Origin of the sequence: Vagococcus silagei, assembly GCF_004795745.1 — a bacterium.
In the GTDB taxonomy this organism is placed as follows: domain Bacteria; phylum Bacillota; class Bacilli; order Lactobacillales; family Vagococcaceae; genus Vagococcus; species Vagococcus silagei.
The window spans coordinates 1-14,762 of the sequence record NZ_SDGV01000031.1; the positions used below are offsets into that span (position 1 = coordinate 1).

Annotated in this window: 11 protein-coding genes; all 11 read right to left on the reverse strand. The window is 36.8% G+C overall.

Annotated features, from left to right (window positions below; all coding sequences use genetic code 11):
* Window positions 1–635: 635 nt before the first annotated feature.
* Complete coding sequence (gene lysS / locus ESZ54_RS11320; RefSeq protein ID WP_420824370.1) at window positions 636–2,099, reverse strand: lysine--tRNA ligase; 1,464 nt, start codon at window positions 2,097–2,099, stop codon at window positions 636–638.
* A 117-nt stretch (window positions 2,100–2,216) separates the two neighbouring features.
* Complete coding sequence (gene dusB, locus ESZ54_RS11325; protein ID WP_136137765.1) at window positions 2,217–3,206, reverse strand: tRNA dihydrouridine synthase DusB; 990 nt, start codon at window positions 3,204–3,206, stop codon at window positions 2,217–2,219.
* 13 nt (window positions 3,207–3,219) lie between these two features.
* Window positions 3,220–4,110, reverse strand: coding sequence for an Hsp33 family molecular chaperone HslO (gene hslO, locus ESZ54_RS11330; protein WP_136137766.1), 891 nt, complete (start codon window positions 4,108–4,110; stop codon window positions 3,220–3,222).
* Between the two features lie 110 nt (window positions 4,111–4,220).
* Entirely contained in the window at window positions 4,221–6,272 is a 2,052-nt protein-coding gene (ftsH, locus tag ESZ54_RS11335) for an ATP-dependent zinc metalloprotease FtsH (protein WP_136137767.1), read from the reverse strand.
* Between the two features lie 50 nt (window positions 6,273–6,322).
* Window positions 6,323–6,871 (reverse strand): hypoxanthine phosphoribosyltransferase, encoded by a 549-nt coding sequence (gene hpt, locus ESZ54_RS11340; RefSeq protein WP_136137768.1) that lies wholly within the window; start codon window positions 6,869–6,871, stop codon window positions 6,323–6,325.
* 18 nt (window positions 6,872–6,889) lie between these two features.
* On the reverse strand, window positions 6,890–8,293 hold the full coding sequence (gene tilS / locus ESZ54_RS11345; RefSeq protein WP_136137769.1) for a tRNA lysidine(34) synthetase TilS: 1,404 nt from the start codon (window positions 8,291–8,293) through the stop codon (window positions 6,890–6,892).
* Window positions 8,294–8,364: 71 nt separating this feature from the next.
* Window positions 8,365–8,814: a S1 domain-containing RNA-binding protein gene (locus tag ESZ54_RS11350; protein WP_136137770.1), complete on the reverse strand. Its 450-nt coding sequence runs from the start codon at window positions 8,812–8,814 to the stop codon at window positions 8,365–8,367.
* A gap of 45 nt (window positions 8,815–8,859) precedes the next feature.
* Complete coding sequence (locus ESZ54_RS11355) at window positions 8,860–9,255, reverse strand: FtsB family cell division protein (RefSeq protein WP_136137771.1); 396 nt, start codon at window positions 9,253–9,255, stop codon at window positions 8,860–8,862.
* 75 nt (window positions 9,256–9,330) lie between these two features.
* Entirely contained in the window at window positions 9,331–9,603 is a 273-nt protein-coding gene (locus tag ESZ54_RS11360) for an RNA-binding S4 domain-containing protein (protein WP_136137772.1), read from the reverse strand.
* Window positions 9,604–9,616: 13 nt separating this feature from the next.
* On the reverse strand, window positions 9,617–11,218 hold the full coding sequence (locus tag ESZ54_RS11365) for a putative polysaccharide biosynthesis protein (protein ID WP_204249554.1): 1,602 nt from the start codon (window positions 11,216–11,218) through the stop codon (window positions 9,617–9,619).
* Window positions 11,202–14,756, reverse strand: coding sequence for a transcription-repair coupling factor (gene mfd / locus ESZ54_RS11370; protein WP_420824368.1), 3,555 nt, complete (start codon window positions 14,754–14,756; stop codon window positions 11,202–11,204). The genes ESZ54_RS11365 and mfd overlap by 17 nt, the downstream gene beginning before the upstream one ends.
* Window positions 14,757–14,762: the final 6 nt, after the last annotated feature.

Below are 14,762 nucleotides of genomic sequence, written 5' to 3' on the forward strand. Positions count from 1 at the left end.
CTTTCGGTGGAGCAAGCTCCGGTGAAAGAAAGTGCGTTCGACTTGCATGTATTAGGCACGCCGCCAGCGTTCGTCCTGAGCCAGGATCAAACTCTCAATAAAAAGTTATGATAACATCCGAAGATGTTTAGCTCATTTATAAATTGCTAGCGAATTTTATTCACTAAATTGAAGTTGCTTTTACTTAATAGTAAAAACACCCTACACATTTGGTTCGTCTTACTTTGTTCAGTTTTCAAAGGTCTAGTTCTTGTTGCTTTAGCAACTTTTATATCTTATCAAATATTTATCAACTTGTCAAACATTTTCTTTTGAAAAACTATTAAATATTTTTTAAGTTTTTGTTATCTCGTTGACAACGTAGATAAATATAACAAGTAATTTGCTTATCGTCAATGCTTTTTTTTATTTATTTAAATTACTACCCGTTATACAAAAACAACTGTCTTTAGTAAAAACTCAAAAGTTGTGCTTACATCAGAAAATAAACGAACTTAACTAAGATTAAAGCCTAATTATTGCGAATATCGAATGTTATTATCCATACTTTATTAGACCAAATAAATTTATCGTTCATAAAAAAATAAAAAGCAGATATTTGAGATATCTGCTTTCAATAAAATTATTTATTAAGCTTAACGCATTGTTGGGAATAATAATACGTCACGAATTGATTGAGAATTAGTTAGTAACATGACTAAACGGTCAATTCCAATTCCTAACCCACCTGTTGGCGGCATACCGTATTCTAGTGCTTCGATGAAATCATCATCAATACCATGCGCTTCATCGTTACCTAAATCTTTTTCACGCGCTTGCGCTTCAAAACGTTCTCTTTGATCAATCGGATCATTTAACTCAGTAAACGCATTTCCATATTCATGTTTTACAATAAAGACTTCAAAACGATCAGTAAAACGTTCATCATCAGGATTTTTCTTCGCTAATGGTGAAATTGATACTGGATGACCATAGATAAATGTTGGTTGAATTAATGTTTCTTCAACAAACTCTTCAAAGAATTCATTGACAACGTGACCATAATCCATATGATCTTCAACATGAACGTTGTGCTCTTTCGCAATTGCACGCGCTTCTTCATCTGTCATTTGTTGCCAGAAATCAACGCCTGTCACTTCTTTAACTGCATCTACCATGTGCACGCGTTTCCATGGATGACCTAAATCTAAATCGTAGTCACCATAAGTAATTTGAAGAGTACCCAATACTTTTTGACAAGCATTTGTAATGATACCTTCTGTTAAGTCCATAATATCATTATAGTCAGTATAAGCAGTATAGACTTCAATCATTGTAAACTCAGGGTTATGTGTTGTATCAACACCCTCGTTACGGAAAACACGACCGATTTCATAAACTTTTTCCATACCACCAACAATTAATCGTTTTAGATGTAATTCTAAAGCAATACGTAAATATAATTCCATATCTAAGGCATTGTGGTGCGTTGTAAACGGACGAGCTGCTGCTCCTCCCGCCATGTTATGTAGCGTTGGCGTTTCTACTTCCAAATAACCTAAATCATTTAGGTAGTTACGGATTTCGCGAATAATCTCACTTCGTTTTACAAATTTATCAAAGCTATCACGGTTACTAATTAAATCTAAGTAACGTTGACGATATTTTTGTTCGATATTTGTTAATCCATGATATTTATCTGGAAGAGGACGTAACGCTTTAGATAGGAAAGTTAGTGTTGTCGGTTTAATTGTTACTTCACCCATATCAGTTTTCATAATTTCACCAGTCACACCAATAAAGTCACCTAAATCGGCCTGTTTAAATAATTCGTACTCTTCTTCACCGATTGCATCTTTACGTACATAAATTTGAATTTGGCCTTCGCGGTCTTGTAAATGAGCGAACCCAACTTTACCTTTTCCACGTTTTGTCATAATACGACCAGCAATAGTTGCTGTCAAACCTAATTCTTGTAATTCTTCTTTTGTTTTATCATCATAATTTTCATGGAGTTCTTTTGAATTGGTTGTGCGTTCAAATCGTCCACCAAATGGATCTAATCCCTTAGAACGTAACTCCGCTAATTTTTCTCTACGAACGATTAGTTGGTCGTTCATTTCTTCATGACCTTGAATTTCTTTTGACACGTTACATCCTCCTAATAATTATTTACTTCTATAATGCACATTAAATCAAAAAAAGGCAAGTTGCTTTTGCCTTTTCTTCATATATTATTAGCTTGCTAAGCCTTTTGCAACTAAATTTGCTAATAAATCATCTAATATTTGAATGATTTCTGCTTCACTTCGCGCCTGATTAATCGCAACTTTCGCCTTAGCAGCACGCGGGATTCCTTTTAAATAGTACGCTGCGTGTTGCCTAAACTCAGGAACTGCAATTCGCTCACCTTTTAAAGCAACCAAACGAGCTAAATGCAGTTTAATTGTTTCAATCTTTTCATTTGGAGCTGGTTCAGCCAATAATTCTCCCGTTTCTAAGTATCGCTGTGTCCGATAAATCATCCATGGATTACCAAGTGCAGCTCGACCAATCATCACACCATCACAGCCGACATGATCCAGCATACGTTTCGCATCTTCTGGTGTTCTGACATCACCATTACCCATAAACGGTATCTTTAATTCTTTTTTGACATCACGTAAAACATCCCAATTGGCTGTTCCTTCATACATTTGCACACGCGTTCTACCATGCATTGCAATCGCAGAAGCACCTGCCGCTTCAGCAGCTAAGGCGTTTTCTATCGCAAAAACGTGCTCTTCATCCCAACCAATTCGCATTTTCACAGTGACAGGGACCTTCACCGCGCTTGAAACAGCTTGAACCATTTCATAAACTTTATCAGGATCAAGTAACCATCTTGCACCCGCTTCGGCTTTAATCACTTTATTAACTGGACATCCCATATTAATATCGATGATATCGGCAGTTGTATTTTCTTCAACAAATTTAGCCGCTTCAACAAGTGTTTCTTTGACACCACCAAAAATTTGCAAACTGAGCGGATGCTCTTGTTCCTCAATATGTAACATCTCTAGTGTTTTTCGGTTTCTTTGTTGGATTCCTTTATCACTAATCATTTCACAGACTACTAGTCCCGCTCCAAATTCTTTGACCGTCACCCGAAAAGCAGAATTACTGATTCCTGCCATTGGCGCGACGACAACTCGATTAGGTATTTCAACTTCGCCAATTTTCCACAAAACTGGTTTCCCCCTATTTTTCTTTCGCTTGCGTTAATAATTCTTCTAATTCTTTTGCGTCATAATGGTATTTTTCACAACAGAAGTGACAGACAGCTTCTGCCCCTTGATCTTCATCTATCATTTGTTGGATTTCCTTTTCTCCTAGTGTGACAATCGCACTCGCAAAACGTTCTTTAGAACAATCACAGTTAAATTGAACTGGCATTTTTTCAAGAATTTCAACGTTTTCTTCGCCTAACAAACGATATAAAATTTCTTCTGGTGATTCACCTTCATCCAATAGATTTGAAACCATTGGAATATCAGCGATTCTTTTTTCAATTTCCGCAATCGTTTCTTCAGTCGCTCCCGGCATGACTTGAATCATAAAGCCACCAGCTGCTTTAACACAATCTTCGCGCTCATTATCAACCAATACACTTAAACCTACTGCTGAAGGGACTTGTTCTGAATTCGCAAGATAATAAGTGAAATCTTCAGCCAACTCGCCTGAAACTAATGGCACTTGACCGGATACTGGTTCTTTCAATCCTAAATCTTTAATAACTGAAATAAATCCTTCTGTTCCAACTGCTCCGCGAACATCAATTTTACCTTTTTCATTTGCAGGTAAATTAACATGTGGATTTTGAGGATATCCTTTAACATTTCCATGCGCATCGACATCAACAATAATAGCCCCAATCGGACCATTTCCTTGGACTTTAACCGTCAACTTTTCATCGTTTTTATGCATCGCGCCTAGCATTAATCCAGCGCTCATTGTACGGCCTAGTGCCGCTGTTGCTGCACGCCATGTATCTTGTCTTTCTTGAGCCTCTTTAACAGCTTCTGTCGAACGAACCGCCATCGCTCTAATTTGTCCGTCAAAACTTAATGCTTTAATTAAATAGTCTTTCACCATTATCATCTCTTTCTTTTACGTATTTATCTTAAGACACGAAAAAAGTGGGTTACACTTTCGTATATCCCACTTATCATAACTTACTTTTAATAATCTTGAAACTATTTTTACTCGTCAGTCTTAGAAGCGTCTGATTCAGCCTCTGGAGCTGTTGTTTCAGTGCCTTCTTCTGAAGTTTGTTTTTCAGCTTCTTTTTTCTCTAAAGCTTCTTTGGCTTCTTCAAAAGTACCTGATTTTTCACTTGGAAATTCTTCGGCCACTTCTTTAGACGGCATAACACCTTCTTCAAACAATGATTTAATTTCCTTAGCATCAAGTGTTTCATGTTCAAGCAATGCTTTGGCAATAATTTCATGTTGTGCACGGTGACTTTCAATAATCTCATGCGCCTTACGATGAGCGTCCATCATGATATTACGAACTTCTTCATCGATTTGGTAGGCAACTTGCTCAGAGTAAGCTTTAGTTTGACCATAGTCACGGCCAATAAAGACTTGGTGGTTCCCTTCATATTGTACGGGACCTAATTTATCACTCATACCATATTCAGTAACCATCGCTCTTGCAAGACGAGTTGCTTGTTCAAAGTCATTGCTTGCTCCGGTAGATTGTGAATCGAAGAAGACTTCTTCTGATACACGTCCACCTAAAAGACCAACAATTTGTTCAAACATTTCTACTTTAGTCATTAAGAAACGATCTTCTTTTGGTAATGCAATCATATATCCGCCTGCACGTCCACGCGGTACAATTGTTACTTTATGGACAATACGAGCATCACTTAAGACTAAACCAACAATCGTATGACCGGCTTCATGGTAAGCAACCATGTCACGTTCTTTTTTACTAATCACACGATCTTTCTTCGCAGGACCAGCAATCACACGATCTTGTGCTTCATCGATATCCGAAGCATCAATTTTCTTCTTATTACGACGTGCCGCTACAAGAGCTGCTTCGTTTAAAACATTTTCTAAATCTGCACCAGCAAAACCTGGTGTTTGTTGAGCAACCACTTTTAAGTCAACATCTGAAGCTAAAGGTTTGTTACGAGAATGAACTTTAAGAATCTGTTCACGGCCTTTAACATCTGGTGTTCCCACTAAAATTTGACGGTCAAAACGACCTGGACGTAACAACGCAGGATCTAATACATCAGAACGGTTAGTTGCAGCAATGACGATTACTCCTTCGTTGCCACCAAAACCATCCATTTCAACAAGTAATTGGTTAAGTGTTTGTTCACGTTCATCGTGTCCACCACCCATACCTGCTCCACGTTGACGACCGACAGCATCAATCTCATCAATAAAGATGATTGCTGGTGCTGCTTTTTTAGCAGTTTCAAATAAATCACGAACACGACTTGCACCAACACCGACAAACATTTCAACAAAGTCTGAACCGGAAATTGAATAGAACGGAACACCCGCTTCACCCGCAACAGCTTTTGCTAATAATGTTTTACCAGTTCCTGGAGGTCCTTCTAACAACACACCTGCAGGAATACGCGCACCTAGTTCTGCGAAACGACGAGGATCTTTAAGGAACTCGACAACTTCAACCAATTCTTGTTTTTCTTCCTCAGCACCTGCTACGTCAGAGAAACGTACTTTGATATCTTTTTTGTCAGTTTCTTTAGTCTTACTTTTACCAAAGTTCATCACACGGCCATTGCCACCACTTTGTCCACCTTGACCCATCATCATGTAAATCATGAAAATAATGAATAGGAATGGTAGGAACGTGAATAACAATGAAATCCACATGCCACTATTGGATTGTTCTTTCACCACAAATTTTGTTTTACTTTCTTTAGCTGCGTCACTGATGTTCTTAATTGTAGAATCATTAGGTAATACAGTCGTTGTAAATCGTTTAGTTGTGGCTTTAGTTTTACCAAATACTGGGAGTCCACCCGCATCGGTAACTTTCTGTTCGTCAATATACTCACCGGTAATTTGATACACACCATTTGAAGGTTGAACTGAGAATTCTTTTACTTGATCGCCCTTCAACTGTGAATAAAATGTTGAATAATTAATCTTAGGTGATTGATCGCCACCCTGGCCAAAAAAGAAATACACAATCATAATCATTGATAAAAAGACAATGATATAATAAAGGGAATTCTTCATGCCTGAATTTTTCTTATTCATACATGTCCTCCTTATTTCTGGAATGGTTTAAAGTCATTCTATTTAATTTTTTAATCAGCGTTTTCATAAACTGCAGGTTTAAGCACGCCAATATAAGGTAGATTACGATAGTTTTCAATGTAATCTAAGCCATAACCTACGACGAATTCGTTTGGTACATCGAAACCAATGTAGTCTGCTTCCATATCAACAACACGACCTTCAGGTTTGTCTAGCATTGTGACAATCTTCACAGATGCTGCCTTACGATGTTTTAATAATTCCACTAAATATTTTAGCGTACGACCACTGTCAATAATATCTTCAACTAAGATGATATGACGACCTTCTACTACAGTATCTAAATCTTTCAAAATTCTGACTTCACCTGAAGATACAAAAGCAGAACCATAGCTTGAAACATCCATGAAATCCATCTCTAAGTGCACATTAATCGCACGAACAAGGTCTGCCAAAAACGGAACCGCGCCTTTTAGAACACCTACTACTAATGGATTTTTATCCTGATAATCTTCACTAATTTGTTGTCCTAAGACCTTCACGCGTTCTTGAATTTGTGCCTCTGAATAAAATACTTTTTCTATGTCTTTTTCTAACATAAGTTTCTCCTTCCAAACTTACTTATCCCACTGTTTATAGTAGATAAGCTTATATTGTATTTTAGCAGTTTCGTTATAAATACTCAAATAAGATTCTCTAAATGGAACCAGCCAAATTATCTCTTGTTCAAGGGTTGCGACAATCCAACTATCTTCACGTGCATCTTGTGCTATTTTTTCATCAATAAAATAACGAGACACACGCTTACTTTGTCCTTTTTGATTAAATCTTATTCGATCACCTGGTTGTTTCTTACGAATTTGAATTTCTTTCGTATCAGGTAATCCTATCATTATTTCGAATTTTTGCCAATTTAAATGATTAGTTAATTCGGATTCATGATCAATTTCAAAAAAGCCGAACCATTCTCTTTCATTTAGGTACATTCCTGAATTCAGTTTAACATTTTTTACTTGAAAAGGGGTTAATTCTTTTTTTATTTTTTTATGAATTTTAACCGTTTCATAGCTACGTTCAAATACCCATTCTTTTTTTAACGAAACACAACAATGCGGCTGTTCACTATTTAACGACGCTAACAGTTGCTTCTGTAGCGGTTGACTTAGTGCCAAACCTGTCTCAGTTAAGAATTCTGACGACCATTCTTCAAGCAAAAAAAATTGTTCGCTTTTAAGAGCAGTCACAAAAAGAGGTTGATTAATGCGCCACTCACCATTTTCAAAACTAAATACTTGTTCATACAACGGACGAATCGCATTTCTAACAATCTCTTTTCCATAAGAAATTTGTTCGGCTAATTGAGTTAAATGCATTGTAATTTTGGGGTTTTCTTGTGTCATTTGTGGTAAAAATTCATGACGCACACGATTACGATAATAAATGGTATCTCGATTTGTTTCGTCTTCAAAAAAGGCGATGTTTTCAGCCAATGCTTCCTGATATAAAGCCTCTTTCCTAAACGATAACAACGGACGAATCAAATCAAAATAGTCACGTTCTTGAAATTCTACCATTCCTGAGAGACTACCAATTCGATGACCACCCATTAGACGCATCAAGACTGTCTCAGCTTGATCATCGAGGTGATGAGCAGTTAGAACTTGCTCATAGCCTTGCTCTCTCACAACTTCTTCGAACATACTATAACGGAAATCACGGGCTTTTTGTTCAACATGACTGAGAACAAAAGGGCCTTCTTGCCATTTTCTACGATAAAATGGTAAATGATTCGCTTGGCAATAATCACGTAAAAACGCCTCTTCAACATCTGAAATTGCACGTAGTTGGTGGTTAATATGAACAACGCCTAGTTGCGGGCGAACTGAGTCAGGTAGTTCTTGCATCAAATGCAGCAATACCATTGAATCCACGCCACCAGAAACGGCAACTAAAACTTTAGTTTCTGTATCCCACCACTTACTCTGCAACACTTTTTGATAAAATTGATGAAATAATGACATCTTTGTTAACCTCCCTCATCGTTAAAAGAGAAAAAAGGATAAGTCACCTTATCCTTTACAAATTAATTTTATTAATTGCGACGACCGCCACGGCCCCCACGTTTTCCTTCAGTATTACGACGTAATGAACTCAAACGATCATCACTATCTTTTAGGAATGAACTCATTAATGTGTCAAAGCTTTCTTTCTTTGGAGCAGGCGCTACTGGTTTTCTTGGAGCAGAACCACGATCTGATTTGTTATAGTTCGAACGTTTATACTCTTTTTTACGTTCTGGTTGTTTTTCTTCGTTTGCACGTTTGATTGACAACCCTATTTTTCCATCATCACCAATAGACATGACTTTAACTTCTACTTCGTCTCCAACAGTTAAGCAGTCATTAATATCTTTGACAAAACTATTTGATACTTCACTAATATGCACCAATCCTGTTTTGCCTTCTCCTAAATCAACAAATGCTCCGAAATTGGTAATTCCTGAAACTTTTCCAGGTAGCTTTACCCCTACTTCAATTGACATAAAAATCTTTTTCCTCCTTGGGCCTTCTTAAAAATATATTTTTACTTATTTGTTACCACTTGGTTGAGTTGAGTTATTTAACTCTGGAATACTATAAACTTGCTCGCCTTTTTTAGAATAAAAATATTTTGCACGAGCAACTTTTGCCACATACTCTTCATCATGCAATAAATCTACCTCGTCTTGGAGGTCTTTTTTTGCAACAGACACTTTTTCGTAATCACGATTAACTTCTTGTTTTGTTTCTTCTAAAGAGAGTAATCGTTGACTATTCTTAAACAAATTCAGACCAATAATTGTAAACACTAAAAATATGATGACAAAAAAGACCATCAAACGTCTTCGTTTTAAAATTAAAGTTTTTGTCTCTTTTTGTGTGTCTCCTAAAGACAAACTTGTTGTTTTTTCTTTTAGTGTCAATAACTTCATTTCGTCCTTCATTAGTAGAAAAAGTCTCCTCTCATAAATTCAAAGATACTTTATTATACCAAGGTCAAGAACCATTGTCTAATCTAATTATAAAGTTTCTAAAGTATTTCCTTGCGTTTCACTAATTATTTCGTATAAATCTTTTGCTTCATCTTTTTTTGTTGTTTCTTTAATTGCTACGACGCGAACTTCAAGTATTTTATTACCAAATAAAATCTTAATTAAATCGCCTTCTTTAACGTTCGTTGACGACTTAGCTATTTGACCATTTACTTGAATACGTCCTTTATCTGCAATTTCTTTTGCTACAGTACGTCTTTTAATGAGACGTGATACTTTCAAATATTTATCTAAACGCATCTTACTCACTCCATTATCTTTTAAATTTAGCTTTCATTTTTTTACCGCCTGGAAGCATATCCCATTCATCAGTCGTGAATATTTTCAAATGAATAAGACAGATAATAACGATCCCTACTCCTAATCCTACTCCGACCAAAGTCAATAATAAGGTTACCATCCTACCCCAATCAATCCACAGCCATTGTGCTAGAAAACGTTGATAAAACGACAATAATGCAATCATGCTTCCCAATGTTATTCCTATCTTAACATAATATGTCCAAGAGAAAAGAGAAAACTCTAAGTCTTTTTTCAATTTAAGATGCATCGCAATTAAACAGGTTGCAAGACCTATTATCGTACTTAAACTTGTACCGACTGTTCCATAAGCAATCGTTAAGTTAGCTGTTAGCATTAATTTTACAAATAAACCCACAATAGCTGCTAAAAAGGGTAATTTTACTCGATTGCGGCTTTGATAGATGGCTTGATACGCTTGAATCATCGCAACAAAGAAAACTGAGAGAGCATATAAACTTAATGAAAGTCCCTCTTTATTATCTTTAAAAAGGGTCACATTAATATAGGGTAAAACCAACGCTAAACCAACACCTGCCGCACTCGATACGGTAAATGATAGTTTTAAAAATGATTGAACTAATTTTTCATATGATTTTTCTTGGTTATTAGCAAAATAACGGGTTAACAAAGGGATAAAAGTGGTTGTCATTGAAACTGAAATGACAAGACCGACTTGCACAAGTGGTTGGCCTCGATCATAAATTCCTTTTGTTGTTTTAGCTAATAACTCTGAGACGCCACTAATCTCAAGTGCATTTTTTACTGCAAATGAATCCACAAGTTGAAAGAAAACAAGATACGCACTAAAAATACATAACGTTCCTCCTTCACTTAGCAAGCGTCGGAAAAACCGCTGAATTTCCTGCTTCGTTAATTGCGGCTTTTCAAACAATTTAACGCCTTCGCGATTCATAAAAATTAATACAAGTAAGCCACCAATAGCACCAAAAACTGAACCCAGCATCGCAAGCATGCCTACCTTATAAATTGAAATTTCAACAACCGTATAAATTGCACCCGCTAAAAGAATAATAATCACACGGACACCTTGCTCAACTAATTGTGAAAAGGCTGTGGGTCTCATATTCAATTGACCTTGATAACCACCACGATAACTCGCTAAAAATGGCACTACAAGATACAAAAATGATACCGCACGAATTGAAGAAGCCAACTTGACGTCCCCCATTAATAACGCCATCTGGTTTGAGCCTAAGAAAAGAACTAGAAATGCTATAAATGATAGCACACTCACCATCACAAAAAATAAATAGGTATATTGTCTGGCTTTGCTTGGTTTTTCTTCTGCCGCTATCAGCTTAGACAAATAAACGGGTAAACCAGACAAAGCCAACGTCATCCCAATACCGTAGATTGGATAAACCTGTTGATATACATAGAAGCCTTCATCACCTACTAAATTTTGAAAAGGGACCCTGTAAACAGCACTCAAAATTTTAACAATTAGAGATGTGATTGTTAAGATCATCGTACCTTGAAGCATTTGATGATTAGGTGATTTTACCTCGTCTATTTTATTCGTCTTGATCATTTTTCTCACGTCGTTTTAAATATTTTTGTTCCCGAACCGCTTCAACAAAATTAGAAATTTCTTGTAACCAATCCGATTCAGCAATTCGTGGTGTGATTTTTAAGATAATCAGCATTTGTCCTTCTTCTGGTCTTACTTCTGCCTTCAAGGTTGTGCTCGCTAACGCTTTGAACAGTTGCTCGACTGTGTATGTATTGGTTCCTTCTTTACTTAATTGAAGCTCAATCGCTAAGCCTTTTTTACTAATTTTTTCAATTAAAGCATAATCACTATTCATTTTTATTAAACCAATCGTCAATAGATTAGATACTTCCTCTGGGTATTCCCCAAAACGATCAATTAAATCATCCAATAATTCATCATACATTTCCGCACTTTCTAATTGGCGAATTCGTTTATAAATTTCAATTTTTTGACGCTCATCTTCTATATATGTTGTTGGTAAGTATGCATCGATACCCAAATCAATTTCAGTAATAATTTTACTATCATTCGAAGTTAAACCACGCTTACGATTCACTGCTTCGGTTAACATTTGTGTATACATATCAAAACCAACTGAATCAATAAATCCATGTTGTTGCGCACCTAAAAGATTACCAGCACCACGAATGGATAAATCACGCATGGCTATCTTAAAGCCTGAACCAAGCTCAGTAAAATCTTTAATCGCTTGGAGACGTTTTTCACTGACTTCGTTTAAAACTTTTTGTGGTTCATACATAAAGTAAGCATACGCCACACGATTACTACGGCCAACACGACCACGTAATTGATACAACTGAGAAAGACCCATGTAATCGGCATTTTCAACAAACAAGGTATTCACATTCGGAATATCCACCCCGGTTTCAATAATTGTAGTTGTTACTAGTAAATCATATTCACCATTAATAAATTCTAGGAGCACATTCTCTAATTGAACTTCCGTCATCTGACCGTGTGCATAAGCAATGCGCGCCTCTGGTAATATTTGTTGCAGCTCGTCAACTTTTTGTTCGATTGTCTCCACACGATTATACAAATAAAAAATTTGACCGCCACGTGACATCTCGCGTTCGCAAGCCTCGCGAATCGCCCCAAAATTTTTCTCCATGACATAAGTTTGAATGGGATAACGATTGGCTGGTGGGGTTTCGATTACTGATAAATCACGAACACCTAACATCGACATGTGTAACGTTCTTGGAATTGGCGTTGCTGTCAATGTTAGTACATCCACTTGTGACTTCAACTGTTTCAAACGTTCTTTATGTTTCACGCCAAAACGCTGTTCCTCGTCAACAATCAACAAACCTAAATCTAAAAATTCAACATCTTTTGATAAGACACGATGTGTACCTACTACAACATCAATTTGACCTTTTTTTACTTGTTCCAATGTTTCCGTTTGTTGTTTTTTTGTTCTAAAACGGCTCAACAAACCAATATTAATTGGGAAATCGGCAAAACGTTCAAGCATTGTTTCATAATGTTGTTGCGCTAAAATCGTGGTTGGTACTAAAAAGGCAACCTGTTTGCCATCTTTAATCGCTTTAAAAGTCGCTCTTAGGGCAACTTCTGTTTTTCCATAACCAACATCACCCACCAACAAACGATCCATTGGGCGTTCGCGCTCCATATCCTTTTTAATTTCTTGAATACTACGCAATTGATCTTCAGTTTCCGAATATGGGAACCGGTCATCAAATTCACGTTGATAGTCATCATCTGGTGAAAATGCGTATCCTTTCTCGGCTTCGCGTTCTGCATAGAGTTTTATTAAATCATCGGCGATATCTTCAACACGAGAAGAGACTTTACTTTTCGTTTTGACCCACTCTGTGCCACCTAATTTATTAACTTTTGGCGTTTTAGATTCAGAAGAAACATATTTTTGAATCATATCTAACTGCGTAACTGGAATAAAGAGCTTATCATTGTTCTTATAAAGAATCGTGATGTAATCCTGATGGACACCACCACTCTTTAAGGTTTCCATGCCCACATATTTCCCAATCCCATGATTCGCATGAACCACAAAATCGCCAGGTTTTAATTCGTTATAGCTTTTCAAACGTTCCGCATTCGAAACGGTTTGTTTACGTGCTCTTTTTTTGGTTCGTGAATGAATAATTTCCTTTTCAACGACAAAAACTAGTTTGCTTTCAGGCAATTCGAATCCTGCTGAAAGTGATCCTTCAAGAATTTGCGTCTGACCTTGCAATAAAGTATTCGTATCGTTAACAACTGCCGACACTTCTAAATCAATCAATAGCTTTTCTAAAATTTGACTACGTTCTTGATTTTCTGCCAAAACAACAATCGTTTGACCTTGTTTATGCCAACGATCTAATTCTGTTTTAAAGAGGGCCATCTGACCAAAAAATTGTTGCATAGGACGATATTGAATTGGATAGATGGCTTGAAATTTCATGCGACCCATTCCTTTTTGGAACAGTGAAAAATGGGTTTTATTTTGCGGTGCTGCTTTCAATAATGTTCTAAAGTCACCACCAAATGTTTGATCGTCAAATAAAACTTGTTCTTCAAGCTTCATCGTTAGCCATTCTGCTTCTTCACGTAATAATTCACGTTCACTTTCGACCAAACGACTATAGTCGTCCACCACCATTAAATCATCATCTTTAAAATAATCACCTAAAGTAGCAGGCTTTTTGCCATAAAGGAGACTCGGATATAGTTTCACTTCTTCAGTTGGACGGCCTTTGCGCCACTCTGAAACAATGCTATCTCTATAGGCAACAATTCGTTCTTGATCGTCATGACTTGTCATGACTTCAAGTTTTTCGGAAAAGCGGGTTTCTAGCACTTCTGCACCATTCACTAGTTCCTCTTCACTAAAGATTTGTGTTGTTGCAGGTGGAACCATAATCGACTCAATCGTTTCAAGTGAGCGTTGTGTCTCCACGTCAAATAAACGAATTGAATCAATTTCAGTATCGAAAAGATCAATTCGAACAGGATATTCACTTGTTAGGGGGTAGATATCAATGATACTACCACGCACACTAAACTCACCTGGTTTGCCAATCATTTGTTGGCGTTCATACCCTAACAAAACTAATTTTTGTGGTAATGTCTCTAAGTCAACCTCATGTTCAAAATCAAAGGTTAAACAATTATCTTGCCATACCGTGGGTGAGGGTAAATAGTGACGAAAGCCTGCTAAAGACGTCACGACAATTCCGGGTCCATCTGTACTTAAAAAATTTAAAGTGTTGATTTTATCGACCAGTGCTTCAGGTGAAGAAAATGACATTTCAACAGCTGCCACTTCATCAACCGGAAACAAATAAAGATAGTCGTTCAGCACGACCTGACTCAAATCATCAATTAAACGATGCGCATAATATAAATTTGGTGTTAAAATCAAGATTTTTTTCTGCATCTTGAGCATACTTGCCATAAGCAATGTTTTGGCCGAACCAGACAGACCAGTGATTAATTGCATCGGCATAACAGTTAGATTATCGGACCATGTTTTAACTTCTGGATGATCCAATAACGCATTAATTATTCCGGGAGTTTGATACAAAGCACT